Origin of the sequence: Methylobacillus sp., from assembly GCF_036844465.1 — a bacterium.
In the GTDB taxonomy this organism is placed as follows: domain Bacteria; phylum Pseudomonadota; class Gammaproteobacteria; order Burkholderiales; family Methylophilaceae; genus Methylobacillus.
This window is the reverse complement of record NZ_DAIUFW010000006.1, coordinates 17,395-40,691: the sequence shown is the minus strand read 5'-3', so window position 1 is coordinate 40,691 and position 23,297 is coordinate 17,395. Positions and strand designations below refer to the sequence as shown.

General features: G+C 55.2%; 26 protein-coding genes. 9 read left to right on the top strand and 17 right to left on the bottom strand.

What is annotated here, in order from left to right; genetic code table 11:
* Positions 1-139: 139 nt before the first annotated feature.
* The 6 genes from V7Z75_RS09230 to V7Z75_RS09205 all read right to left on the bottom strand — a co-directional run bounded on the left by V7Z75_RS09230 (position 140) and on the right by V7Z75_RS09205 (position 3,426).
* Positions 140-328, bottom strand: a complete 189-nt coding sequence (locus V7Z75_RS09230; RefSeq protein ID WP_334108333.1) for a hypothetical protein — start codon at positions 326-328, stop codon at positions 140-142.
* Between the two features lie 24 nt (positions 329-352).
* Positions 353-742, bottom strand: a complete 390-nt coding sequence (locus V7Z75_RS09225) for a type II toxin-antitoxin system VapC family toxin (RefSeq protein WP_334108332.1) — start codon at positions 740-742, stop codon at positions 353-355.
* On the bottom strand, positions 742-954 hold the full coding sequence (locus V7Z75_RS09220) for an AbrB/MazE/SpoVT family DNA-binding domain-containing protein (protein ID WP_334108331.1): 213 nt from the start codon (positions 952-954) through the stop codon (positions 742-744). The genes V7Z75_RS09225 and V7Z75_RS09220 overlap by 1 nt, the downstream gene beginning before the upstream one ends.
* Before the next feature lie 283 nt (positions 955-1,237).
* A complete protein-coding gene (locus V7Z75_RS09215; RefSeq protein ID WP_442919905.1) occupies positions 1,238-1,618 on the bottom strand; it encodes a pilin in 381 nt (126 codons plus the stop codon).
* Positions 1,619-1,835: 217 nt separating this feature from the next.
* Positions 1,836-2,369, bottom strand: coding sequence for an SRPBCC family protein (locus V7Z75_RS09210; protein ID WP_334108330.1), 534 nt, complete (start codon positions 2,367-2,369; stop codon positions 1,836-1,838).
* 94 nt (positions 2,370-2,463) lie between these two features.
* Positions 2,464-3,426, bottom strand: a complete 963-nt coding sequence (locus V7Z75_RS09205) for a YVTN family beta-propeller repeat protein (protein WP_334108329.1) — start codon at positions 3,424-3,426, stop codon at positions 2,464-2,466.
* A gap of 207 nt (positions 3,427-3,633) precedes the next feature.
* On the opposite strand from V7Z75_RS09205, the gene V7Z75_RS09200 reads away from it, so the two are divergent.
* Positions 3,634-4,155, top strand: a complete 522-nt coding sequence (locus V7Z75_RS09200) for an RNA pyrophosphohydrolase (RefSeq protein ID WP_334108328.1) — start codon at positions 3,634-3,636, stop codon at positions 4,153-4,155.
* 100 nt (positions 4,156-4,255) lie between these two features.
* Here the strand turns inward: V7Z75_RS09200 and asd are convergent, their stop codons facing one another.
* The 6 genes from asd to nadC all read right to left on the bottom strand — a co-directional run bounded on the left by asd (position 4,256) and on the right by nadC (position 11,422).
* Positions 4,256-5,110, bottom strand: a complete 855-nt coding sequence (gene asd, locus V7Z75_RS09195) for an archaetidylserine decarboxylase (protein WP_334108327.1) — start codon at positions 5,108-5,110, stop codon at positions 4,256-4,258.
* Between the two features lie 192 nt (positions 5,111-5,302).
* Entirely contained in the window at positions 5,303-6,319 is a 1,017-nt protein-coding gene (gene ilvC, locus V7Z75_RS09190) for a ketol-acid reductoisomerase (protein WP_334108326.1), read from the bottom strand.
* A gap of 56 nt (positions 6,320-6,375) precedes the next feature.
* Positions 6,376-6,867, bottom strand: a complete 492-nt coding sequence (gene ilvN / locus V7Z75_RS09185; protein WP_334108325.1) for an acetolactate synthase small subunit — start codon at positions 6,865-6,867, stop codon at positions 6,376-6,378.
* A gap of 8 nt (positions 6,868-6,875) precedes the next feature.
* On the bottom strand, positions 6,876-8,582 hold the full coding sequence (locus tag V7Z75_RS09180; RefSeq protein ID WP_334108324.1) for an acetolactate synthase 3 catalytic subunit: 1,707 nt from the start codon (positions 8,580-8,582) through the stop codon (positions 6,876-6,878).
* 156 nt (positions 8,583-8,738) lie between these two features.
* A complete protein-coding gene (locus V7Z75_RS09175; protein WP_334108323.1) occupies positions 8,739-10,523 on the bottom strand; it encodes a GspE/PulE family protein in 1,785 nt (594 codons plus the stop codon).
* 17 nt (positions 10,524-10,540) lie between these two features.
* Positions 10,541-11,422, bottom strand: coding sequence for a carboxylating nicotinate-nucleotide diphosphorylase (gene nadC, locus V7Z75_RS09170; RefSeq protein ID WP_334108322.1), 882 nt, complete (start codon positions 11,420-11,422; stop codon positions 10,541-10,543).
* Between the two features lie 109 nt (positions 11,423-11,531).
* Between nadC and V7Z75_RS09165 the strand changes: the two genes are divergently transcribed.
* Positions 11,532-12,143, top strand: coding sequence for a glutathione S-transferase family protein (locus V7Z75_RS09165; protein ID WP_334108321.1), 612 nt, complete (start codon positions 11,532-11,534; stop codon positions 12,141-12,143).
* A 36-nt stretch (positions 12,144-12,179) separates the two neighbouring features.
* Here the strand turns inward: V7Z75_RS09165 and mnmA are convergent, their stop codons facing one another.
* Entirely contained in the window at positions 12,180-13,262 is a 1,083-nt protein-coding gene (mnmA, locus tag V7Z75_RS09160; RefSeq protein WP_334108320.1) for a tRNA 2-thiouridine(34) synthase MnmA, read from the bottom strand.
* Positions 13,263-13,288: 26 nt separating this feature from the next.
* On the bottom strand, positions 13,289-13,732 hold the full coding sequence (locus V7Z75_RS09155; RefSeq protein WP_334108319.1) for an NUDIX hydrolase: 444 nt from the start codon (positions 13,730-13,732) through the stop codon (positions 13,289-13,291).
* 186 nt (positions 13,733-13,918) lie between these two features.
* On the opposite strand from V7Z75_RS09155, the gene V7Z75_RS09150 reads away from it, so the two are divergent.
* Together V7Z75_RS09150 and rng are read left to right on the top strand one after the other, a co-directional pair.
* Positions 13,919-14,497, top strand: a complete 579-nt coding sequence (locus V7Z75_RS09150) for a Maf family protein (protein ID WP_334108318.1) — start codon at positions 13,919-13,921, stop codon at positions 14,495-14,497.
* Between the two features lie 51 nt (positions 14,498-14,548).
* Positions 14,549-16,000: a ribonuclease G gene (rng, locus tag V7Z75_RS09145; RefSeq protein ID WP_334108317.1), complete on the top strand. Its 1,452-nt coding sequence runs from the start codon at positions 14,549-14,551 to the stop codon at positions 15,998-16,000.
* Between the two features lie 76 nt (positions 16,001-16,076).
* Here rng and V7Z75_RS09140 read toward each other — a convergent pair whose 3' ends face one another.
* The 3 genes from V7Z75_RS09140 to V7Z75_RS09130 are packed head-to-tail and all read right to left on the bottom strand — an operon-like array spanning position 16,077 to position 18,203.
* Positions 16,077-16,652: a YggT family protein gene (locus tag V7Z75_RS09140; protein ID WP_334108316.1), complete on the bottom strand. Its 576-nt coding sequence runs from the start codon at positions 16,650-16,652 to the stop codon at positions 16,077-16,079.
* Between the two features lie 34 nt (positions 16,653-16,686).
* Positions 16,687-17,499 (bottom strand): pyrroline-5-carboxylate reductase, encoded by an 813-nt coding sequence (gene proC, locus V7Z75_RS09135; RefSeq protein WP_334108315.1) that lies wholly within the window; start codon positions 17,497-17,499, stop codon positions 16,687-16,689.
* Positions 17,496-18,203, bottom strand: coding sequence for a YggS family pyridoxal phosphate-dependent enzyme (locus V7Z75_RS09130; protein WP_334108314.1), 708 nt, complete (start codon positions 18,201-18,203; stop codon positions 17,496-17,498). Before V7Z75_RS09130 ends, proC begins: the two co-directional genes overlap by 4 nt.
* A gap of 75 nt (positions 18,204-18,278) precedes the next feature.
* Between V7Z75_RS09130 and V7Z75_RS09125 the strand changes: the two genes are divergently transcribed.
* The 5 genes from V7Z75_RS09125 (at position 18,279) to V7Z75_RS09105 (ending at position 23,249) form a co-directional block, all read left to right on the top strand.
* The gene (locus V7Z75_RS09125) at positions 18,279-19,322 is read left to right on the top strand and encodes a type IV pilus twitching motility protein PilT (protein ID WP_334108313.1); all 1,044 of its coding nucleotides are present in this window, start codon (positions 18,279-18,281) and stop codon (positions 19,320-19,322) included.
* An 18-nt stretch (positions 19,323-19,340) separates the two neighbouring features.
* Positions 19,341-20,477: a PilT/PilU family type 4a pilus ATPase gene (locus V7Z75_RS09120; RefSeq protein ID WP_334108478.1), complete on the top strand. Its 1,137-nt coding sequence runs from the start codon at positions 19,341-19,343 to the stop codon at positions 20,475-20,477.
* Positions 20,478-20,530: 53 nt separating this feature from the next.
* Positions 20,531-21,283: a TerC family protein gene (locus tag V7Z75_RS09115; protein WP_334108312.1), complete on the top strand. Its 753-nt coding sequence runs from the start codon at positions 20,531-20,533 to the stop codon at positions 21,281-21,283.
* 239 nt (positions 21,284-21,522) lie between these two features.
* Positions 21,523-21,930: a hypothetical protein gene (locus V7Z75_RS09110; protein ID WP_334108311.1), complete on the top strand. Its 408-nt coding sequence runs from the start codon at positions 21,523-21,525 to the stop codon at positions 21,928-21,930.
* Positions 21,931-22,517: 587 nt separating this feature from the next.
* Positions 22,518-23,249: a PEP-CTERM sorting domain-containing protein gene (locus tag V7Z75_RS09105; RefSeq protein ID WP_334108310.1), complete on the top strand. Its 732-nt coding sequence runs from the start codon at positions 22,518-22,520 to the stop codon at positions 23,247-23,249.
* Positions 23,250-23,297: the final 48 nt, after the last annotated feature.

The window sequence follows — 23,297 nt, the reverse complement described above, 5'->3', positions numbered from 1 at the left end:
TAACGAGTACTGGGTCTGCACCCAGCACGACAACAATCAAAGGTAGAAATGGGAGTACTGAAAAACATAAGGCAAACCAGAGTGCTGGCTTGCCTTATGTGATGGTTGGCGTGAAGCCATGCCGCTTGGTTATCGCGTCTCACGTATTGGATGCTGCTGCCTGGGGTACTGGTATTTCATCTCCGGTTTCAGGTGGCAGGTCGGGACTGGCGTTCAGCCAGGCATCAAAAGCGGCATTGTCGCCGCGCGCTTTGCGTTCGGTGAGGTAACTCTCGGTTTTCAGCGCGGATACTTTCTCAGCGCTGGCGGTCACGAAAAACTGGTTCATTGAGATATTCTCTTTTTTGCGGCTTCAAGTGGTCTTGGCGAACAGCACCACCTCTGGCAGTCCTTCGAAATGTGCGTCACAGGTGAGCAGTTCGGCACCCTGGCACCGCGCCGTCGCATAGACGATGGCATCGGCGGTAGCCAGCTTGTGTTCACGGTGCAGGTCCGCCGCGAGCAGGGCGATGGTAGTGTCCAGCGGCACCACGATGCACTTCTGCGTATAGGCGATCACTTGGTCGGCCTGCTCCTCACCAAGCTCACGCACCAGCCACTTCGATAGTTCGAGCTGCACGATGGTGGGCACGATGCACTGGGGTTTATCCGGCAACTGTTCAGCCAACTTCTTGCTGAGCGCGCTGCCGGTGAGCCATTCGATCCAGGCTGAGGTATCAACCACGCGCAAGCGTGCTGTCATTAGTAGCGGTCCCCGCGGTCGCGGTAGTCGTCGGTGCGCGCGCCCCTGGCGATACCGGCCAATTGCGCCAGTTGGGGCACAGGCATCACCAGCACGCCTTTGCCTTTGGGGATGAATACAAATTCTTGCCCGGCTTCCCAGTGCTGTGCTTCGCGCACGGCCTTGGGAATGGATATCTGGAACTTGCTGGATAAGGTAGCGGTAGCAGTCATTTTTGTACTCTTATAATATCGATCATAATTTGGTAAGAATACGCTACTTAATCCTGTGGAGCCAGATATTGCACCCATTATGCCCCCGTTTTACATGCCATCCCGGCCGTGAGCCGGGATTTTGTGATGTGTGCGGGAATGCTACGAGATGCCGGATCGAGTCCGGCATGACAACCGAAGGTGAAGGTGCGGAAACTGAAAAACATAAGGCAAGCCGGAATGCTGGCTTGCCTTTTTGGTGGTTAGCAGGGCGCAATGCCCGTTGGTTATTGCGCCTTACGTGTTAGATAGTGCACCCTTTAATTGCTCTTGCGCCAGTACCAGAAATAACGCAGGACCACTCAATATTTCCCCCGGCAACTGTTGGCGCTGTAGGAGTTAAGGTTGCAGTGATACCATCATAAGTGAATGCAAGCACACCGTTACCAGTACAACCAGGGATGGTAGCTCCCTGACCGTCTGTACATCCTAATGTACTGTCTACATTGTAAACTTCACCAACTTTGATTTTTTGACCAGCAAGTGAAGCAACAGCGTTACTTGCTTTTGCTTTTGCTGTGTAATCGGTATATGACGGGATCGCAATCGCAGCCAAAATACCAATAATCGCCACCACGATCATCAGTTCGATCAATGTAAAACCTTGTTGTACTTTCTTCATCATAAACCCCTTTGTTGAGTTGGTTGTTGCATGTGCGGCTGGAGGAGTACCGCATGACTTGGATACAGCAACGAGTATGCCAACTTTTCTATTATTTTTATTACCTGTTGAATTTAAAGGGTTTTGATTGGAGATGAATAAAAAAGCGGAGCTGATGCTCCGCTTTCTGTTGGCCTGGCACTGACAAATTTTGTCAGTAGGGTGACAAGCCTTGTTGGTGTTACTTGCCTTCGGCCACTTTCTTCAGGTTGGCCAAACCAGTGTCGTAAACGCCGGTGACGGCATCCACGGCGGATTTGTCATCCTGGCCTGGAGGAATAGGCGGGTTGAGCTTGTAGACGCGGTAGAAGCGGCCCATCCATTTGACCTCGGATTTGCCGCCATCAACAGCCTTGACGGAGATGGTGGAGTAGTAGTCGGCCACAGGCAGCACGCCTTCGATAATGCCGTATTTCATTTGCTTGCTGTCTTCGTCAATGCTTTTGAGATTTTCGAGGAGGGTGCCGCCGCCTTTTAGATTGAGCAGGCGCACGGTTTCTTCTTCACCGCTGTCGCTTTTGCGCTTGTCGAGCTTGGTGCTTTCAATGGCAGGGTGCCATTTCTGCCAGTTGCCGAAGTCCTTGATCAAGCCCCAGACTTTGTCGGCGCTGGCGTCGATGACGACAGTCTTTTCCACTTTCTGTGGCGAAGGGCCGTGGGCGGCTGCGGTGAATGGCAGCAGGCCGATGGCTAGTAGTGCGAGGATTTTCTTCATCTATTTTCTCCATGTTTTTGCAAGTTAAGGGTGGAACTGTCTGTGTGTTGTCCTGCTGCATGGCTGGAGCAGAACAAGACTCAGCAGCTCCTGATCAATGTGACGTCTTGTTGAGTATAAACTGCCCGAACGCCCGGCTTTGCTTGCCTGTCGGGATGTCCTGGATGTGTTTATGACTATTGGCGTCTATCACTGAAACCGAGTTGTCAAACCAGTTGGCAACGTAAATCCTGTTGGTGGCGGCGTCGTAGTTGATGCCTTCCGGGAAGCCGCCGACATGTATCCTGGCGGTTTCCTTGTCTTGTTCAAGGTCGATGACGGAGACGGTATCGGCCTGGGTGTTGGTCACATAGGCAAAGCGGTTATCCGGGCTGACCGTGACGCAGTAGGGGTGTTCGCCGACTGCAATGGTGCGGGATTGCTGTGTTTCCAGGTCGATGACGGACAGGCTGTTGGCATAGACATTGACGGCCAGGAGCTGCTTGCCGTCCGGGCTGAGCGTGATGCCGAATGGGTGCTCGCCTGTGGCGATGCGTTGTAGCACTTCGAGGGATTGCGTGTCGATGATGGCGAGATCGTTGCTATCGCGGTTGGCGACATAGAGCTTGCTGCCGTCCGGGCTGATAATGATGCCCGCTGGCGCCTTGCCGATGCTGACCTCGCGGCGCTGGCTTGTATCGCTAGTGTCGATGGCGAGTACGCGGTTGTCGTTCCAGTCGGCAACATAGAGGGTCTTGCTGTCCGGCGAGAGAGCAATGCCTACCGGTGAGCCGGTGATGTTCAATGTGTCGATGACCTCGTATTTTTCGGTGTCGATGACGGAGACGGATTGACTGTCTACATTGCTGATGTATGCCTTGCCCAGGCTGGCGGAGACAGCCACGCCGACCGGGGATTTGCCCACGGCGATGGTGGCGAGGATGCTGTGGTCGGCCAGGTTGAGGACGGAAACGGTGTTTTCTCCCTGGTTGGTGATATAGGCTTCATTGGCCTGCGCCAATAGCGAGAAGGTCAGGAAAAGCAGGAAACTGCTGAGGATGCGGAGGATATATTTCACTATTGATCAGGTGTTTGCCAATGGGTAAGGTAACGCGTCACGGCTTCCATGGGTTGACCTGAAAGTATACGGGTGGCCTGCAAATAGCGTCAAGGCTGGATTTCTCCTGATTTTTCCGGGATTTCGCGAGGTGGCCGCCGGACAGCCCGGCTTTCAATCTCCTGCGAAATATGGAAAAATGACGACAAATTTTAGAGGTAGGTTGTCATGATAGATCGGGATGGTTATCGCCCGAATGTTGGCATTATTTTATGTAATGCCAACAATCAGGTGTTTTGGGGTAAGCGCATCCGCGAGCACTCTTGGCAGTTTCCGCAAGGTGGCATTAAATATGGCGAAAGCCCTGAGCAGGCCATGTACCGTGAACTGATGGAAGAAGTCGGATTGCGCCCCGAGCATGTCAAAATTCTGGGGCGTACGCGGGATTGGCTGCGCTACGATGTGCCGACCAACTGGATCAAGCGTGAATGGCGTGGCAGTTACAAAGGGCAGAAACAGATCTGGTTTCTGCTGCGACTGGTGGGGCGCGATAGTGATGTGTCGCTGCGTGCCAGCACGCACCCGGAGTTTGATGCCTGGCGCTGGAGCGATTACTGGGTTTCCATGGATTCGGTCATCGAGTTCAAGCGCGAAGTGTATCGCATGGCGTTGCAGGAGCTGTCGACGCATTTGGCGCACCAGCGTGCCCAACGGTCACATCAGGAGAAACTGCGCCAGATGGCGCGTTGAACGGACCAAGTATGTTGGAGATGGTATAAACACTGCAATGAAATGACAAACCCCGGTAAAAGCCGGGGTTTGTTTATGAATGACTAAGAGGCTGGCGTGATTACGCCGGCTTTTTTTGCGCCATGGCTTCCCCCAGTCTGACCTGGCGCGCTGGCTGCCAGTCGCTCTGGAACTCCAGGCTGGCGCTGGCCGGATATAGCAGCACCACTGTGGAGCCGAGCAGGAAGCGGCCCATTTCATCGCCTTGTTTCAAGATGCGGTTGTACTTGCGGTAATCCCAGGTGCGGATATCACCGGAGCGCGGTGGGTTGATGATGCCATGCCAGGTGGTGCCCATGCTGCCGACGATGGTCGCGCCGACCATGACCAGTACAAACTTGCCTTCGGTATTTTCAAACTCGCAAATGACGCGCTCGTTGCGTGCGAACAGGCCTGGGACGTTTGCTGCCGTGGTCGGGTTGACGGAGAACAGGTCGCCGGGTACATAAGTCATGGAGAGCAGCTTGCCATCGCATGGCATGTGGATGCGGTGATAGTCGCGCGGGCTGAGATAGATGGTGGCAAACTGGCCGTTCTCATAGGTTTGCGCCATTTCCGTATTGCCGCCCAGCAGGGCTCGGGTGGAATACTGATGGCCTTTGGCCTGGAAAATCTGGCCTTGCGTGATGCGTCCGAGCTGGCTGATTGCGCCGTCTACCGGGCAGATCTGCGTGGCATCTGCGAGCGGACGGACGCCGGGTTTAAGCGCGCGGGTAAAGAAAGCATTGAAGGTGGTGTAGCTGGCGATATCCGGATTGGCGGCTTCCTGCATATTTACCTGGTAGCGTTTGATGAACCAGCGGATGACGGCAGTAGTGTATTTGCCGCCATGCAAGTGGGCCAGCTTGCCGGCCAGCTCGGTCAGCCCGGTGCGTGGCAGCAGGTATTGCAGCATGACGGAAAAGGGTTTGAACATGGGAACCTCGTAAAGCAAAAGAGGCTGGGTAGTGTACCCGGCCTCTTTTTGATTGGATGGTTTAATTCAGCAGCAATACAGCTGAAATTCTAGCTTCGTTGCTGCTTAAAGCTTGATCAGTTTGGGAGCCAATACTTAATCCCATTGGTTCTTGGATTGACCTTTTAAGTTCGATCAAATGACCAAAAACTGTTAGTTTTTGGATTGATCAACTAGCTTGTTCTTGGCAATCCAAGGCATCATGGCGCGTAGTTGGCCGCCAACTTGCTCGATAGGATGAGCAGCGTTGAGGCGACGGCGTGCGGTCATGGATGGGTAGTTGGTGCGGCCTTCCAGGATGAACTGCTTGGCGTAGTCACCATTCTGGATGTTGGTCAGGCATTCCTTCATTGCAGCACGGGCCTGGTCGGCAATTACGCGTGGGCCGGTGACGTATTCACCATACTCGGCGTTGTTGGAGATGGAGTAGTTCATGTTGGCAATGCCGCCTTCGTACATGAGGTCCACGATCAGCTTGAGTTCGTGCAGGCACTCGAAGTAGGCCATTTCAGGCGCGTAGCCCGCTTCAACCAGGGTTTCGAAGCCAGCCTTGACCAGTTCCACAGCGCCACCGCACAGAACGGCTTGCTCACCGAACAAATCGGTTTCGGTTTCTTCGCGGAAGTTGGTCTCGATCACGCCACCCTTGGTGCCGCCGTTCGCTGCAGCATAGGAGAGGGCGATGTCCTTGGCCTTGCCGGAAGCGTCCTGATAAACCGCGATCAGGGACGGCACACCGCCGCCCTTGAGGTATTCGGAACGCACGGTGTGGCCTGGGCCCTTGGGGGCGATCATGATGACGTCCAAATCTTTGCTTGGCACGATCTGGTTGTAGTGTACGTTGAAGCCGTGGGCGAATGCCAAGGCTGCGCCCTTCTTCAGATTAGGTTCGATTTCAGCATGGTAGATTTCAGCCATGGTTTCATCCGGCAACAGCACCATGACGACATCGGCGCCGGTAACAGCATCCTTGATTTCCTTGACATCATGGCCTGCGTTGACAGCCTTGGCAAAAGAGCTGCCATCCTTGCGGGCGCCAATGGTAACGCTGGCGCCGGAATCCTTCAGGTTTTGCGCATGGGCATGACCCTGGGAGCCGTAACCAACGATGGTGACCTTCAGTTTCTTGATCAGGGAGAGATCAGCGTCCTTGTCGTAATAGACTTTCATGTTTTACCTTTCGATACAGATAGTGTGTTGCAGCCGGATAATTGGCTGCGCAGATATTAAAGCTTGAGGATTCTGTCCCCGCGGCCTATGCCGGATGCGCCGGTGCGTACGGTTTCCAGGATGGCGGCCTTGTCCAATGCCTCAAGGAAGGCGTCCAGCTTGGAGCCGGAACCGGTCAGCTCGATGGTGTAGCTGCCGTCCGCCACGTCGATGATGCGGCCGCGGAAAATGTCGCACATGCGCTTCATTTCATCGCGGAACGAGCCAGTAGCCTTGACCTTGACCAGCATCAGCTCGCGCTCGATGAAGCGGCCGTCGTTGAGGTCCAGCACCTTGACCACATCAACCAGCTTGTTGAGCTGCTTGATGATTTGCTCGATCACTTCGTCCGATCCGGAGGTGACGATGGTCATGCGTGACAGCGTGGCGTCTTCGGTGGGGGCCACGGTCAGGGATTCGATATTGTATGCACGCGCGGAAAACAGGCCCGCCACGCGGGAGAGCGCGCCAGCTTCGTTTTCCATCAATATAGAGATGATATGTTTCATGGTTATTCTTACAGGTCTTCGGCCAGGATGATTTCAGACAGCCCCTTGCCATTTGGCACCATGGGGAACACGTTCTCATTCTGGTCGGTGATGAAGTTCATGAACACGAAGCGATCAGTCAGATTGAATGCTTCGGTCAACGCGCCTTCAACATCGGATGGCTTTTCGATATTCATCCCGACGTGTCCATACGATTCAGCGAGCTTGACGAAGTCAGGCAGGCTGTCCATATAGGATTCGGAGTAGCGGTTCTCGTAGAAGAACTGCTGCCACTGGCGCACCATGCCCAGATAGCGGTTGTTGAGTAGGATGACCTTGATCGGTAGGTGGTACTGCTTGCAGGTGGACAGCTCCTGGATATTCATCTGGATGCTGCCTTCGCCGGTGACACAGGCCACCTTGGCCTTGGGGTCGGCAAACTGCACGCCCATGGCGTAAGGCAGCCCGACACCCATGGTGCCCAAGCCGCCGGAGTTGATCCAGCGGCGCGGCTTGTCGAACTTATAATATTGTGCGGCCCACATTTGGTGCTGACCGACGTCGGAAGTCACGTAGGCGTCGCCCTTGGTCACTTCCCAGAGTTTTTCAATGACGAACTGCGGCTTGATGATCTCGCTGTTGCGATTGTAGTTCAGACAATTGCGCCCACGCCATTCCTCTATCTGCGTCCACCAGGCCTTGAGCGCGGCAGCATCGGGTGCGCGCGGGTCAGTGTCCAGCAGCTCGTTCATCTCGCCCAGCACGGATTGCACATGGCCGACGATAGGCACATCGACCTTCACGCGCTTGGAGATGGAGGATGGATCCACGTCGATGTGGATGATGGTGCGGTCCTTGTTGTAGAAATGCTGCGGATTGCCGATCACGCGGTCGTCGAAGCGTGCGCCTACGGCAATCAGCACGTCACAGTACTGCATGCCCATGTTGGCTTCCAGGGTGCCGTGCATGCCGAGCATGCCGACAAACTGTTTGTCGGTAGCAGGATAACCGCCCAGTCCCATCAGGGTGTTGGTGACGGGAAAGCCCAGCCTGCGTGCTAGTTTGATCAATTGCTCGGATGCATCGCCCAGCACCAGGCCGCCGCCGGTGTAGATCATGGGACGCTTGGCTTCCAGCATGAGCTTGAGCGCTTTCTTGATCTGGCCGGAATGTCCCTTGAGGATAGGCGTGTAGGAACGCATCTCCACACTCTTGGGATATTCGTAGTGGCCGAGATGAGCAGTGATGTCCTTGGGAATATCCACGACCACCGGGCCGGGACGGCCAGAGGCTGCGATGAAGAAAGCCTTCTTGATGGTCGGGGCGATATCCTTGACGTCCTTGACCAGGAAGTTGTGTTTCACACAAGGGCGTGAAATGCCGATCATGTCGACTTCCTGGAAGGCATCCAGCCCGATCGCGGGCGTGGGCGCCTGGCCGCTGATGACGACCAGCGGAATGGAATCCATGTGAGCGGTGGCAATGCCTGTGATTGCATTGGTGGCGCCGGGACCAGAGGTGACCAGCGCTACACCGACTTCTCCCGTGGCGCGGGAATAGGCATCTGCCGCATGGACGGCGGCTTGCTCATGACGGACCAAGATGTGCTTGAACTTGTCCTGTTTGAATATTTCATCATAGATGTTGAGCACCGCGCCGCCAGGATAGCCAAAAACGAATTTGACATTTTCTTCCTGCAGACAACGGATGACGATTTCTGCGCCAGATAATTCCATAGAAATTGCTTGTTATGTCGAGAACTTGGGAAACTTAGAACACTAACGGTTTGTGCTGGTTTGGTCAAGGATGATGAAGCGAAGAATGGCTTTAAGCCGGTGATTTTTAAGCGGCTTACTTCTGTGTTGGTAGCGGCATTTCATCATTGTTATTGGTTATTCGAATGGCGGTGGCGCGACCTTGAGCAGCTCTTCGATGGTAGTCAGGCCCGCAGCAACTTTTTCCAGGCCATTGATCAGCAGCGGTTGCATGCCTTGCTGATAAGCCAGCTTCTTGATGCTGGCGAGGTCGGCATCATGGGTGACGAGTTTCTTGAGTTCGGGCGATAGGGACAGCATTTCATAGATGCCGGTGCGACCCCGATAGCCGGTCATGCGGCATTCCAGGCAGCCGTTGGCTGTGTAGATTTGCGTGGGCTTGGGCAGCTTCCATGCGCCGGTCAGTTCGCTCCATCGCTCCTGGCTGATCTCCGCAGATGTTTTGCAATGCGGGCACAAGGTGCGCAGCAGCCGCTGCGCCATGATGCCGATCAGCGAAGAGTGGATAAGGTAGGGTGGAATACCCAGGTCCAGCAGGCGGGTCACGGCGGCAGGCGCGTCGTTGGTGTGCAGCGTGGAGAGCACCAGGTGGCCGGTCAATGCAGCCTGGATGGCCATTTCCCCGGTTTCCACGTCGCGGATTTCGCCGACCATGATAATGTCTGGGTCCTGGCGCAGCAGGGTGCGCACGCCGTCGGCGAACGTCAGGCCGATATTGTGCTGCACCTGCATTTGGTTGAACGCGGGCTCCACCATCTCGATCGGGTCTTCTACGGTGCAGACGTTGACTTCGGGCGTTGCGAGCAGCTTGAGCGTCGAGTAAAGCGTGGTGGTCTTGCCGGAGCCGGTAGGGCCAGTGACGAGGACGATACCGTTCGGACTCTGCGTCCATTGCGTCCATTTTTGCGCCTGTTCGTTGGAAAACCCCAGTTCCACAAAATCCTTGACCAGGATTTCCGGCGTGAATATCCGCATGACCAATTTTTCACCAAATGCCGTGGGCATGGTCGAGAGGCGCAGCTCAATTTCCTCGCCTTCGTCGGTCAACGTCTTGATGCGGCCGTCCTGGGGGCGGCGCTTCTCTACCATGTCCATGCGGCCCAACAGTTTGATGCGGTTGGTGATCGCATTCATGATCGCGCTGGGCAATTGATAGACCTGATGCAGCACGCCGTCGATGCGGAAGCGCAGAATGCCGATGTTGCGGCGCGGCTCCAGATGGATATCGCTCGCGCGTTGCTCGAAGGCATATTTGAACAGCCAATCGACGATATTGATGACGTGCTGCTCGTTGGCATCCAGGTTTTTATTCTTGCCCAGCTCAACCAGTTGCTCCAGGTTCTGCACGCCGATGACCTGTCCGGTCTTGGCAGTGTTGGCCAGGTTGATTGAATTGGCAAGGTTGTAGACTTCCGGTAGATAGCGGCTGATTTCACGTGGATTGGCGATCACCAGCCGGATATTGAGCTTGAGGATGCGTTCGAGATCGGGTATCCACTCAGTAAAAAAAGGCTCGGCAGTGGCGATGATGGCTTCCTGGCCGCTGACCCTGACTGGCATGATTTTGAGGCGTTCTGCATAAGCCTTGGAGATCACCTGGGCAATGGCGCCGAAGTCCAGCTTGAGCGGGTCGATATGGAAATGCTCTAGCGTGACGCGCTTTGCGAGCCACGCGGTCAATGCTTCCAGTGTGAGTGTCTTGCTAGGATTTTGCAGGTTTTTCCATTTTTGTTCGCTGACGATGATCAGCGGGTGCAGGTTGGAGCTGTCCAGCCGCCTGTCCTTGAACAACTGTTCCGCCTGCAGCTTATGCACCAGCCCGTCATTGACCAGCATGCGCAGGGTATCACCCAGTGAAAGACGTCCGGGGGCTGGATAAAAGGCGGCGGCAGGTTGCGTCATGTCAGGATTCCTGAAGGCTAGGCATGCGGGTTGGAGTCAGGCTGAAAACGCATGGACAGGTCTATTGCCTGGATGTGCTTGGTCAGGCCGCCGATGGAAATACGGTCAACACCGGTCAGGGCGATTTCTCGGATATTGCTGAGGTCTATACCGCCGGATGCTTCCAGAATGGCACGGCCAGTGTTGAGGCGGACGGCTTCCTTTAATCTGGCAGGATCGAAGTTATCCAACAGAACCAGCTTGGCACCCGCATTGAGCGCGGACTGCAATTGTGCCAGGGTTTCCACCTCGATCTGGATTGGCACATTGGCATTAAGCGCGCGCGCATTTGCCAGCACTGCCTCGATGCTGCCTGCCGCGGCGATATGGTTCTCCTTGATGAGGATACCATCGTAAAGTCCGATGCGCTGATTCAACCCTCCGCCGACACGTACAGCATATTTTTGCGCCAGGCGCAGTCCGGGCAGGGTCTTGCGAGTATCGAGGATATGGGCATTGGTCCCAGCAATCGCATCGACATAGCGGCGCGTGGCGGTTGCGGTGGCGGAAAGCGTCTGCAGGAAATTGAGCGCGCAGCGTTCGGCGGTCAGCAAGGCGCGGGCCGGGCCGGAAAGCGTGCATAAGGCGTTGCCTGCGCTGACGGTATCCCCTTCCTTGACTTGCCAATCAATGACAATGTCCCTGGAAACATGGCGGAATACGGCGTTGGCCCATGGAATACCACAGATAACCGCCTGCTCGCGGGAAATGATAACGGCGGTCGCCAGTTCCTCGGCGGGTACGAGTTGCGCAGTGACATCGCCGGAGCCGATGTCTTCTTTCAATGCGCGCTCGATGTCGGCTTCAATGGTGGTTTGCAGGGTGCTGGATAGCAATGATTGAGGTGATGTAGAGTCCATGAATTACATTATAATGCACTGAACTATCCCTTAAATTTTATTCGGATATTAAGTTTTTCCAGGCATTCAAGATTTTTCTTCTCAACCAAGTTCCCGAGTCTTATTCAAGATGAAGCTCCTATATTCCAATACCAGTCCTTATGCGCGCAAGGTGCGCGTGGTTGCCGCGGAAAAGCGCATTGATGTGCAAATGGCGCCAGTGGTGCTCTCAGACCCGGATTGTCCGATCAATGACTATAACCCGCTGGGCAAGATTCCTGTGCTGGTGCTGCCGGATGGCGATAGCCTGTACGACTCGCGCGTGATTGTGGAGTATCTGGATCACCGCACGCCGTTGGCGCACCTGATCCCGCAGGAGCATACCGCCCGGATTGCGGTTCGGCGCTGGGAGGCGCTGGCGGATGGCGTGACGGATGCAGCTGTCGCAGCGATGCTGGAAGGCCGCAGGCCAGAGGAAAAACAGGATGCTGCCGTGATTGTCAAGCAGATGGGCAAGGTGGAGCGCGGGCTCAAAGTCTTGAACGACGACCTGGGAAAAAGGAAGTGGTGCGTCAACGACAGCTTTAGCCTCGCGGATATTGCCGTGGGCTGCATGCTGGGATACATCGAGATGCGCTGTCAGCACCTGGGCTGGCAACAGCAATATCCCAACCTCGCCCGGCATTATGCTGCCTTGATGCAGCGGCCCTCCTTCCAGGATACCGCTCCGGTCACAGTCTGATGAAAGCGCTTGCTGCCCAGGGGTTGTAGATAAATCCTAGATGGCGGAGGTAATGATGCCGCCGCCCAGGCAGACGTTGCTCTCATAAACCACGACCGATTGCCCAGGTGTGATTGCCCACTGCTTCTGACCGAAGCGGATATCGGCTGAACCGCTCTCCAGCCTGTCGATTTCGCAGGGTGCATCCGGCTGGCGGTAGCGGGTCTTGGCAGCATAAACCCAATGCGTTCTCGGCTCTTCTCCCGCAATCCAGTGCAGGTTGCCCGCGACCAGTCCGTCATTGAGCAGCAGCGGGTGATCATGACCTTGCACCACAATCAGCACATTGCGCTGCATATCCTTGCCTGCGACGAACCACGGCTCGCCGTTGCTCTCCTTTGAGCCGCCAATACCCAATCCCTGGCGCTGCCCCATGGTGTAGTACATCAGGCCGTTATGCTGGCCGACGACCTTGCCTTCGGGCGTCTGGATTTCGCCCGGCTCGCGCGGCAGATAGCGGCTCAGGAATTCCTGGAATGGACGTTCGCCGATAAAGCAGATGCCGGTGGAGTCTTTTTTCTCGCTGGTGGGCAAGCCGGCGCGGCGCGCAATCTCGCGGATTTCGCGCTTGAGCAGGTGGCCTAACGGGAACAAGGTTTTGGAAAGCTGGGCCTGGTTCAGGCGATAGAGGAAGTAGCTCTGGTCCTTGGTGCCATCGTCCGCCTTCATAAGCTGGAACAAGCCATTCTTCTCGCGCACCTGGGCATAATGGCCGGTCGCCATAAGGTCGCCACCCAACGCCATGGCATGGTCGAGAAAGGCCTTGAACTTGATCTCGGAATTGCAGAGGATATCCGGGTTGGGCGTGCGGCCGGCACTGTATTCCTCTAGGAAATTGGCGAATACGCGCTCCTTGTATTCCTTGCTGAAATTCACAGCTTCGATCTCGATGCCGAGCTTGTCGGCGACGGCCGCTGCGTCGATCAGATCCTGCTTGGCAGGACAGTACTCATCGGTATCGTCGTCCTCCCAGTTTTTCATGAACAGGCCGACGACTTCGTAGCCTTGTTCCTTGAGCAAAAGCGCGGCGACGGAGGAGTCCACGCCGCCGGACATGCCGACGATGACTTTTTTCTTCATGGTGCGAATTCTATCTGATGATGACTTTATAAATGGGTGATGACATGCAGCGGAAAGCGCTGTCCGGCCAGGTAATGCTCAACGCATGCCAGCACTTGCGGGCTACGGTGTTTTGCCTGGCTGGCGCGGATTTCATCCGGTGTGAGCCAGATAGCGCGAAGGATACCCTCATCCAGCGCCTGGTGCGGTTGATGGTCGTCCGCCTGGCCAATAAAGGCGAAGCGCAGGTAGGTGATGTCCTTTAACGGGTGGCGCCAATGATAGATACCGAGCAGGCTATGCGGCGTGAAGCGGTAGGCGGTTTCCTCGCGTGCTTCCCTGATTACCGCCTCCAGCAGGCTTTCCCCGTTCTCCACGTGTCCGGCGGGCTGGTTGAGGCGTATGCCTTCCGCTGTTTCCTCTTCCACCAGAAGAAACCGGCCATCCTGTTCGATGATGGCGGCAACCGTGGCGTGGGGTTTCCAGATCATGGGTTCGGTCATAGGGTGGGACAGGCACAGAGTGCCCGATAACATAAACTTATAATTTTACAGTGGGATTGTGCCTGAGGCCAGCATGGAGATTGCCAGGCAGGAACTGTCTCCCTTGTTGGCGGAGAGGGCGATCAGGTAGTATCGATGCCCAATATCAATGGAAACCGGTGATCAGGATATTCAATGACACGCATTTATCTTGCCTCGCGTTCGCCGCGGCGCGCGGAATTGCTGCAACAAATCGGCGTGGATTTTATTGTGCTGCCTGCCGATATAGACGAGTCTGTATATAATGCCGAGTCGGCGACTGATTATGTGCAACGTCTCGCGTGGCAGAAGGCAGAGGCATGCGTACAGGGATTGCAAGTGCTTGATATGCCGGTGCTGGCGGCAGACACAACGGTATGCGTCGAAGGCGCCATTCTTGGCAAGCCGGAAGACGATGATGAAGCTTATGCCATGCTGGCTGCCATGTCGGGGCGCTGGCATGAAGTGCACACTGCGATTGCACTGGCAGATAGCCAGGGACTGGAACTGGCGCTCTCTACCACGCGCGTGAAAATGGGCGAGCTGCCCCCTGAGTTGATTGCCGCCTATGTTGCCAGCGGGGAGCCGCGCGACAAGGCGGGCGCCTATGGTATTCAGGGGCTGGGCGGCACGCTGATCGAGCGTATCGAAGGCAGTTATTCCGGCGTGATGGGGCTGCCGTTGTTTGAAACGGCGCGTCTGTTGAGAAAATACGGTTTTGCCATTCCGGCTTGAGTGCCTGGATGCGTTATATAAGGATTGAGCAATCCGGAAACAAAGGATGTCATGAGTGAAGAAATACTGATCAATGTCACACCGCAGGAAACGCGGGTGGCCATTGTGGAGCAAGGAGTGTTGCAGGAGCTGCATGTCGAGCGCGTCACATCCCTCGGGCTGGTGGGCAATATCTACCGCGGCAAGGTGTGCCGCGTATTGCCGGGGATGCAGTCGGCATTTGTCGAGATCGGCCTGCAGCGTGCTGCTTTTCTGCATGTGGCGGATATCCTGGAATGTTGCAGCCCGGAAAAGGAAAAAGCCATCCAGGAGGTGTTGCACGAAGGCCAGCCTGTCATGGTGCAAGTGATCAAGGAGCCGATCGGCACCAAGGGTGCGCGTCTGACCACGCAGATCAGCATTGCCGGGCGCTTCCTGGTTTACCTGCCGCAACAGCAGCATATCGGCGTATCGCAACGCATCGAGGATGAGGCCGAGCGCGAGATGCTGCGCGAGCGCCTGTTGCGTCTGTTGCCGGAAAACCGTGAAGGTGGTTATATCATCCGCACCATGTCCGAAGCCGCGACCGATGAGGAGTTGCTGGCGGATATCGATTACCTGCAAAAGGTCTGGAGCAATATCCAGGCAGCCAGTCACGGGGTGGCGGATCGTTCTCTGGTGTTCCAGGATCTGGATCTGTCCCTGCGCGTGCTGCGCGATGTGGTCAACGACAATACCGAGCGCATCATGGTGGATTCGCGCGAGACCTATCAAAAGTTGCAGGATTTCGCCAGCCATTATGCCGTGGGCGCGGTGCAGCGTATCGAGCATTATCAGGGCGAGCATCCCTTGTTCGATATGTACAACGTCGAACACGAAATCAACAAGGCCATGTCGCGCAAGGTGGAGCTTAAATCCGGTGGCTACCTGATTTTCGACCAGACCGAGGCATTGACCACCGTGGATGTGAATACAGGCGGCTTTGTCACTGGCCGTAGCCTATCCGATACCATATTCAAGACTAACCTGGAGGCGGCGCAATGTATTGCGCGCCAGCTGCGCGTGCGCAACCTCGGTGGCATCATCATCATCGATTTTATCGATATGGATGAGGAAGAGCAGCAAAACGCCGTGCTGGCTGAGCTGAAAAAGGCCGTGGTCAAGGACAGGGCGCGTACCGGGGTCAACGGATTCTCGGCGCTGGGCCTGGTGGAGATGACGCGCAAGCGCACCCGCGAGAGCCTGGCGCATATCCTCTGTGAACCTTGCCCTGCCTGCAAGGGCCGCGGCGAAGTGAAAACCGCGCAGACCGTCTGTTATGAAATATTCCGTGAGCTGTTGCGCCATGCGCGGCAGTTTACCGCGCGCGAGTTCCGCATTTTGGCAGCGCCCAAGGTAATCGACATGCTGCTGGATGAGGAATCGCAGAGCCTGGCTAATCTTTCGGATTTTATTGGCAAGCCGATTTCATTGCAGGCGGAAACGCCGTATGCGCAGGAAACTTATGACATTATCTTGATGTAGCAGTACGGTGAAAGATATGGAGCGAGATTGAAAAAGCCAGCGTCTAGCTGGCTTTTTTTATAGGAACTGAATGGAATCAGAATAACCGCAACAACTGCATTTCCGTGGGCGTTACCACAATAATGAGCAGAAGCTCGGCCACAATGAAAACCACCAGCGGCGTCAGGTCGAAACCGCCAGCCATGGGAATGCGGTTGCGCAGGGGTTTCAGCAGCGGCCTGGTCAACGCATCCAGCACCGGTGTCATGATGGTGTGGGGATTGATCCAGCTCAGGATGGCTTGCAGGAACACCGCATAGAGGAAGATGTAGATGCTGAGCTTGACCAGCCCAACAAAAGCGAGCCCCAGCAAGGCAATCCAAAGGGAGTTATCCGCGACGAACAAGGGATAGCCGCTGACCATTCTTGACCCGGTTTCCAGCAGGAACTGGGTGACAAAGGCCAGCAGCAGAGTAGACGTATCCACGCCCGCGATACCGGGAATGATGCGCCTGACGGGCTTGACGGCGAAGTTGGTCACGGAGACTACCGCCTGCGAAACCGGGTTCTGGAATGGCGCGCGCGTCAGTTGCAGGTAAAAGCGCAGCAGCAGGGCGATGGTGAACAGCCCCAGGATGGTATGCAGCAGGAATTGCAGGGCGGTATTGATCATGCGCGCTCCCTAGATAAATGAATGACGGGCATGGCTATTCCTTTCCCAATTGCTCGCCCAGTTCGCGCGCGCGTTCCGCTGCTGCCTGCGCAGCCTGGATGATGGCTTGCTTGATGTTGGCTTGTTCCATGGACAGGATGGCGCGTTCGGTGGTGCCGCCCTTGGAAGTCACCTGCGCGCGCAAGGTGGCTGCGGGAACATTGCTTTGACTAGAGGCGAGCTGGCTGGCGCCGAGGAATGTTTGCAGACTCAATGTGCGCGCCTGTTCTGTATCCAGTCCCAAGTCCAGGGCAGCCTGTTCCAGTGCCTCGATGAAGTAAAACACATAGGCAGGTCCGCTACCGGAGATAGCAGTGATCGCATCGATTTTGCTTTCTTCATCGACCCATACGGTAGTGCCGGTGGCGAGCATCAACGCATTGGCCTGTTCGCGTTGCTCCATTGTTACGCCTCCGGCGGCATACAGGCCAGAGACGCCAGCCTGGATCTGCGCAGGCGTATTGGGCATGACGCGCACGATGGTGTCGTAGCCGCCCAGCCAGCGGCTAAGCGCATTGCAGGTAATGCCCGCGGCGATGGAGATAATGAGCTGGTCATTGAGAAAGCTGGCGAGGAAGATGGCAATGTCCCGCAATTGCTGCGGCTTGACGGCCAACACGATGACCTCGGAACTGGCGACGCTGGGCAGGTGCTCGGTGGCATGCACACCGAACTCTTCTGCCAATTGTTCACGTTTTTCGGCTTCCAGTTCGATGACATTGATAGTCGCCATGTTGTAGCCTTTTTTCTTGAGGCCGCCGATGATGGCGCGCGCCATATTGCCGCCGCCGATAAAGCTGATTTTCATATTGATTGCTCTGTGGTTGGTTTGATGCGGGCACCGAAAATGGCGGAACCTACCCTGACTATTGTCGCACCCTCGCGGATGGCTGCGGGGAAATCTTCCGACATGCCCATGGATAAGGTATCAAGCGCGTGGCCTTCTGACAGCAGGTGGTCGTAAATTTTGCGCACGGCATGGAATTGTGCTTGTTGCTCTGTTGGATCGTCGGATGGAGCCGGAATTGACATCAACCCGCGTAAGCGCAAGTTGGGCAGTTGCCTGATATGGTCCGCCAGTGCAGTGGCATCAGCGGCGCTGGTGCCGCTCTTGCTTTCTTCTCCGCTGACATTGACCTGGATGCAGACCTGCAGGGGCTGGAGCGTGCCGCCGCGCGCGATATTCAGCCTGTCCGCAATCTTGGCGCGGTCCACGCTATGCACCCAGTCGAAATGCTGCGCGATGGGTTGGGTCTTGTTACTCTGGATCGGGCCGATGAAATGCCATTCGATATCCAGACTCTGGAGTTCCTCTTGCTTGGCGAGCGCTTCCTGCAGGTAATTCTCGCCGAACCGGCGCTGGCCGAGCGCGTGCAGTTCACGGATGGCGCTGGCCGGGTGCGCCTTGCTGACCGCAAGCAGGCTGACGGAATCCGGCGACCTGCCAGCATCCAGCACGGCAGCGTCTATCCCTGTCCTGATTGCTTGCCAGCGTTTGCCAATTGTGTTCATAATCCGTCCATTCTTCATGATTGCAACCCTCCGGGCATGGGCATGTCCGGGGCAAAATTATAACAGGAGCCTCTCTTGGATATTTCTGATCTGCTGGCGTTCTCGGTTAAAAACAAGGCTTCTGACTTACACCTTTCGGCAGGTATGCCACCTTTGATCCGCGTGCATGGCGACGTGCGCAAGATCAATGTGCCACCGCTGGACCACAGCGCCGTGCACGATATGGTGTACGACATCATGAACGACGGTCAGCGCAAGGTGTATGAAGAAACGCTGGAGTGCGATTTTTCTTTCGAGATTCCTAACCTCGCGCGTTTCCGCGTCAATGCCTTCAACCAGAACCGCGGCGCGGGCGCAGTGTTCCGTACCATCCCCTCCAAGGTGCTGACCATGGAGCAGCTAGGCTGCCCACCTATTTTCCGCGAGATTGCGCAGAACCCGCGCGGCATCGTGTTGGTGACTGGTCCGACCGGCTCTGGTAAATCTACCACGCTGGCAGCGATGATCGACTTCATCAATGAAAACGAGTTCGGCCATATTCTTACCGTGGAGGATCCGATCGAGTTTGTGCATACCTCAAAGAAGTGCTTGATCAACCAGCGCGAAGTCGGGCCGCATACTTTATCTTTCTCCAACGCTTTGCGCTCGGCGCTGCGCGAAGACCCTGATGTGATCCTGGTCGGCGAAATGCGCGATCTGGAAACTATCCGTTTGGCGCTCAGCGCGGCCGAGACTGGCCACTTAGTGTTCGGCACCCTGCACACTAGCTCCGCCGCCAAGACCATAGACCGTATCGTCGACGTATTCCCCGCAGCGGAGAAGGAAATGGTGCGCTCCATGCTGTCCGAGTCGTTACGTGCCGTCATCTCTCAAACTCTGTGCAAGACCAAGGATGAGCAGGGCCGCGTGGCGGCCCATGAGATCATGATAGGCACACCAGCGATTCGTAACCTGATCCGCGAGAACAAGATCGCGCAAATGTATTCCGCGATCCAGACTGGGCAGAATGTCGGCATGCAGACACTGGACCAGAACCTGCAAGACCTGGTGCGCCGCAATGTAATTTCGTTGGCCGAAGCAAGGACCAAGGCAGCCAACAAAGACGCCTTCGTCGGTTAGGATGTTAAAAGAATGAGTATGGATCAGGGCCAAGCGGAAAAGTTTGTATTCGACCTGTTGCGGTTGATGCTGGGCAAGAAGGCTTCAGACCTCTTTATCACCGCAGGTTACCCACCTGCGATGAAGATTGACGGCAAGATGACGCCTGTGACGCAGCAGGCTTTATCACCGCAGCAGGCGCGTGAAATTGCCCGCGCTATCATGAACGACAAGCAGGCCGCTGAGTTTGAAGCTACGCGCGAGTGCAATTTTGCTATTGGGATGCCGGGCGTGGCGCGTTTTCGCGTTAATGCTTTTGTGCAGCGCGGTAGTGTGGGCCTGGTATTCCGGACAATCACTACACATATCCCTAAGCTGGAGGAACTTGGTCTGCCCGATGTGCTTAAGGACGTTGCCCTGACCAAGCGCGGGCTGGTGATTTTCGTCGGTGGCACGGGCTCTGGTAAATCCACTTCTCTTGCGGCGATGGTGGGCTATCGTAATGAAAACAGCCACGGGCATATCATCACGATAGAAGACCCGATTGAGTTTGTGCATGAGCACAAGAACTGCATCGTGACCCAGCGTGAGATCGGCGTGGATACCGATAATTGGCAGATTGCCCTCAAGAACACCTTGCGGCAAGCACCTGATGTGATCTTGATCGGTGAAATCCGCGACCGGGAAACCATGGATTACGCCATTGCCTTTGCCGAAACTGGTCACCTGTGTATGGCGACATTGCACGCTAACAGCACCAATCAGGCGCTGGATCGCATCATCAACTTCTTCCCCGAGGAGCGCAGGCACCAACTGCTCATGGATTTGTCGCTTAACGTGAAGGCCTTTGTCTCGCAGCGGCTGATTCCACGCAAGGGCACTACTGGCCGCGTGGCTGCCATGGAAATCATGATCAATTCTCCCTTGATTTCAGATTTGATTTTCAAGGGCGATGTGCACGAGATCAAGGAGATCATCGCCAAATCGCGCGAGTCAGGCATGCAGACGTTTGACCAGTCCCTGTTTGACCTGCATGAGGCTGATCTCATTACTTATGAGGATGCGTTACGTAATGCTGATTCGGTCAATGACTTGAGGCTCAGAGTCAAGCTGGAGGGTAAAGATGCCCACGACAAAGACCTCTCCGCAGGGCTGGATAATCTCGGTATAGTGTGAGCCTACCAGCATCGCTTGCTGGCATCCCTTAGTTACTGTTCTGAAAGTCAAAAATGATTGAATGGTTGGCAAGTCCTGAAGCCTGGATTGCGCTTGCAACATTGACCGCCCTGGAAATCGTCCTGGGCATAGACAACATCATCTTTATCTCCATTCTCGTCGGGCGGTTGCCGGAAAAGCAGCGCAACACTGCCAGGCGGGTGGGCTTGAGCCTGGCCATGATCGCCCGTCTTGCGCTGCTGTTCTCCATCTCGTGGGTCATGGGGCTTACCAAGCCGTGGTTCGAGATTCTTGGCGTGGAAATCTCAGGCCGCGACCTGATCCTCATTGGCGGCGGCCTGTTCCTGCTCGCCAAGGCCACGCATGAAATCCATAACAGCCTGGAAGCTGTGGACGAGCAGCGCACAACCAATGCGGCAGCCGCCAGCATGGGCATGGTGCTGGCGCAGATCGCCGTGCTGGATATTGTTTTTTCCCTCGACTCGGTCATCACCGCTGTCGGCCTGGCCGACCATGTCAGCATTATGGCAACCGCCATCATCATCGCCGTCGGCGTCATGCTGTTTGCCGCCAAATCCATAGGCGAATTCGTCGACAACCACCCCACCATCAAGATGCTGGCTCTCTCTTTCCTCATTCTGGTCGGCGTCACCCTGATGGTGGAAGGTTTCGACGTGCATGTGCCCAAGGGCTACATCTATTTCGCCATGGCGTTCTCGGTCGCGGTGGAAATGCTCAACATTCGTTTGCGCAAGCGCATGAACGAAAGAAAGCCGGTCAAGCTGCGCAAGAAGCCGATGCGATAGCTGGCTGGGGGTTTCTTGATGACGGAGTACTTTTGATTTAAATCATGACGGGATAGTTCTGATATGGGTTGTTTGGGCTATCTCTTAATCTTTGTCGTTTTGGCAATGTGTCGCAGCATCAAATCAAAAAGAGTCAGTCTGAGCCCTTTAGATTTGATGGGGAATGGGGGAGCAATATGCCTCGGATAGAGTGGCTTGAAAGAATTGCGATTGAGAACATGAAGGGCAGGGAAGCCAACATGGACTTGATCACGCGGGAAGCGCACACAACATTGACAATCACGCTGTCTGCGCTGGGCGTGACGGTGGGCTATGCCATCAAGGTGATCGAGCAGGGCAGTGGCTGGGGCTATGTCGCCAGCTTCACGGCGCTGTACCTAGTGGCGACTGCGTTCGTCCTGGTGTGGGAGTGCTTGAGGGTCAAGGATTTTCCGAGTGTTTATAACGACCCTGCGAACCTGAACAGGCCGCACATGGATTTTGATGTGCTGCGCATGAAGGAAATTGAAAATCTGCAAGCCAGGATAGAAATGGCCCAGAAGCTGATTGCGGAGAAATCAATCTGGCTCAACCGAGCAAGAGTGATGCTGCTGGCAACACCGCTTGTGGTAGTGTTTGCCAGCATGCTGTTCAAGCCGCTGGGTTAATTTTGCGGCGGCTGGTGCGGCTTATCGACAGGCTGCGGTACTGGTCCGCGTTTGCCGGTTCCGGGCTGCGGTATTGAATCATCGCCAAATAGTTTCATTTCACTGGCCTCGGTGATACTTGCGCAGAATCTTTTCTGCCTGGTAATAGTTGAGATTTTCCTGATTTGCCATTATGTCCGGAATCCTGAGATGTTGCTCGGCCATTTTTATGATCTCGATGCATCATAAAACCGCATTAATCCAGTGACGGTCTGAAATGATGACAATCGGAGCACCGTGACTATTCCTGGATTGAGCCTGTGTAGAGCACACTCGCTTGCAGCGCCGTATGAATGATTGGCATTAAACATCTAGGAAAATCGTGGCTATCCCCTATTGTCTGTTCTATTCTCTCCAATCATTGTGGGACAGTAGTGACAGATCAAAGGTGACAGATTCTTTTGATCTTTCCCCTTTTCCTTTTGATGGTGAGTCGTAACAGATGGGGCCGAAAGGACTATTGGCAATTCATCCTGTAAGCATAGAATGTAAAAGTCAGTGTTTTATTGCAGTGATTGACAAATTTTACATCAGGGGAGGAAAACCAAATGCGCTTGACCATTGCAGCAACATCCTTGGCGATCAGCATGTTTGCGGTAGCGACACCAGCGGCAGCCGAGTTTTATACTGTCAATCTTGATGAATATGTGAACAGCTATGTATCCATCAATCCGCACACATTGCCGATTGGCACTAGCACGGGCAACCAGGGCACAGGAATTCCGTTTCAGGTATCCTCCGCACCACAGAATTCCAGCTATTCGGGAGTCTGGCTTTCCAGCGGTGCGGTCGGCAGCAGCGTAACGGTTGACCTGACACCTTACAACATTACTGGGGCTGCTTCCTTCTATGCCCTGCTGAACAATTATTACGGCACTTACAATGTCAATGAGTACAGCATCACCATCGCCTCCGCTACCCAGAGCGTTACCTATGAGTCGATCGGCGGTGTCGATACACGTGATTACAATGCCAATGTGTATACCAATACGATTGCGGACACGACAACCGAATGGTTCAACAACGGCATCGGGCAACGCTATGACGTGCGGACATTTTCCCTGCCGGATGCGTTTGCCAACGACACGATTACTTCCTTCACCATTACTCAAGTGCGTGCAGGGGATCATGCCATTTTCGCCGGGCTGACATTCAGTACATTGCCTGCTGGCGTGGTTCCATCTGTTCCCGAGCCATCCACCTATGGCATGCTGGCACTTGGTCTGGGTGTGATGGGCTTCACGCTGCGCCGTAGAAAACAGGCTACTGTTTCCGCCTGAGTATCGGACTGTGTTTGAATCAAAAAAGGCCGCCAGTGTGAACTGGCG

Coding starts and splice junctions, on each gene's coding strand:
- ilvN (WP_334108325.1), bottom strand. CDS start 6,867: ATGAAACATATCATCTCTATATTGATGGAAAACGAAGCTGGCGCGCTC.
- V7Z75_RS09155 (WP_334108319.1), bottom strand. CDS start 13,732: ATGATCTGGAAACCCCACGCCACGGTTGCCGCCATCATCGAACAGGAT.
- V7Z75_RS09140 (WP_334108316.1), bottom strand. CDS start 16,652: ATGATCAATACCGCCCTGCAATTCCTGCTGCATACCATCCTGGGGCTG.
- V7Z75_RS09150 (WP_334108318.1), top strand. CDS start 13,919: ATGACACGCATTTATCTTGCCTCGCGTTCGCCGCGGCGCGCGGAATTG.
- V7Z75_RS09115 (WP_334108312.1), top strand. CDS start 20,531: ATGATTGAATGGTTGGCAAGTCCTGAAGCCTGGATTGCGCTTGCAACA.
- V7Z75_RS09220 (WP_334108331.1), bottom strand. CDS start 954: ATGACTGCTACCGCTACCTTATCCAGCAAGTTCCAGATATCCATTCCC.
- asd (WP_334108327.1), bottom strand. CDS start 5,110: ATGTTCAAACCCTTTTCCGTCATGCTGCAATACCTGCTGCCACGCACC.
- V7Z75_RS09175 (WP_334108323.1), bottom strand. CDS start 10,523: ATGACGCAACCTGCCGCCGCCTTTTATCCAGCCCCCGGACGTCTTTCA.
- rng (WP_334108317.1), top strand. CDS start 14,549: ATGAGTGAAGAAATACTGATCAATGTCACACCGCAGGAAACGCGGGTG.
- mnmA (WP_334108320.1), bottom strand. CDS start 13,262: ATGAAGAAAAAAGTCATCGTCGGCATGTCCGGCGGCGTGGACTCCTCC.
- V7Z75_RS09215 (WP_442919905.1), bottom strand. CDS start 1,618: ATGATGAAGAAAGTACAACAAGGTTTTACATTGATCGAACTGATGATC.
- V7Z75_RS09200 (WP_334108328.1), top strand. CDS start 3,634: ATGATAGATCGGGATGGTTATCGCCCGAATGTTGGCATTATTTTATGT.
- V7Z75_RS09120 (WP_334108478.1), top strand. CDS start 19,341: ATGGATCAGGGCCAAGCGGAAAAGTTTGTATTCGACCTGTTGCGGTTG.
- nadC (WP_334108322.1), bottom strand. CDS start 11,422: ATGGACTCTACATCACCTCAATCATTGCTATCCAGCACCCTGCAAACC.
- V7Z75_RS09225 (WP_334108332.1), bottom strand. CDS start 742: ATGACAGCACGCTTGCGCGTGGTTGATACCTCAGCCTGGATCGAATGG.
- V7Z75_RS09130 (WP_334108314.1), bottom strand. CDS start 18,203: ATGAACACAATTGGCAAACGCTGGCAAGCAATCAGGACAGGGATAGAC.
- V7Z75_RS09230 (WP_334108333.1), bottom strand. CDS start 328: ATGAACCAGTTTTTCGTGACCGCCAGCGCTGAGAAAGTATCCGCGCTG.
- V7Z75_RS09210 (WP_334108330.1), bottom strand. CDS start 2,369: ATGAAGAAAATCCTCGCACTACTAGCCATCGGCCTGCTGCCATTCACC.
- V7Z75_RS09110 (WP_334108311.1), top strand. CDS start 21,523: ATGGACTTGATCACGCGGGAAGCGCACACAACATTGACAATCACGCTG.
- V7Z75_RS09105 (WP_334108310.1), top strand. CDS start 22,518: ATGCGCTTGACCATTGCAGCAACATCCTTGGCGATCAGCATGTTTGCG.
- V7Z75_RS09165 (WP_334108321.1), top strand. CDS start 11,532: ATGAAGCTCCTATATTCCAATACCAGTCCTTATGCGCGCAAGGTGCGC.
- ilvC (WP_334108326.1), bottom strand. CDS start 6,319: ATGAAAGTCTATTACGACAAGGACGCTGATCTCTCCCTGATCAAGAAA.
- V7Z75_RS09180 (WP_334108324.1), bottom strand. CDS start 8,582: ATGGAATTATCTGGCGCAGAAATCGTCATCCGTTGTCTGCAGGAAGAA.
- proC (WP_334108315.1), bottom strand. CDS start 17,499: ATGAAAATCAGCTTTATCGGCGGCGGCAATATGGCGCGCGCCATCATC.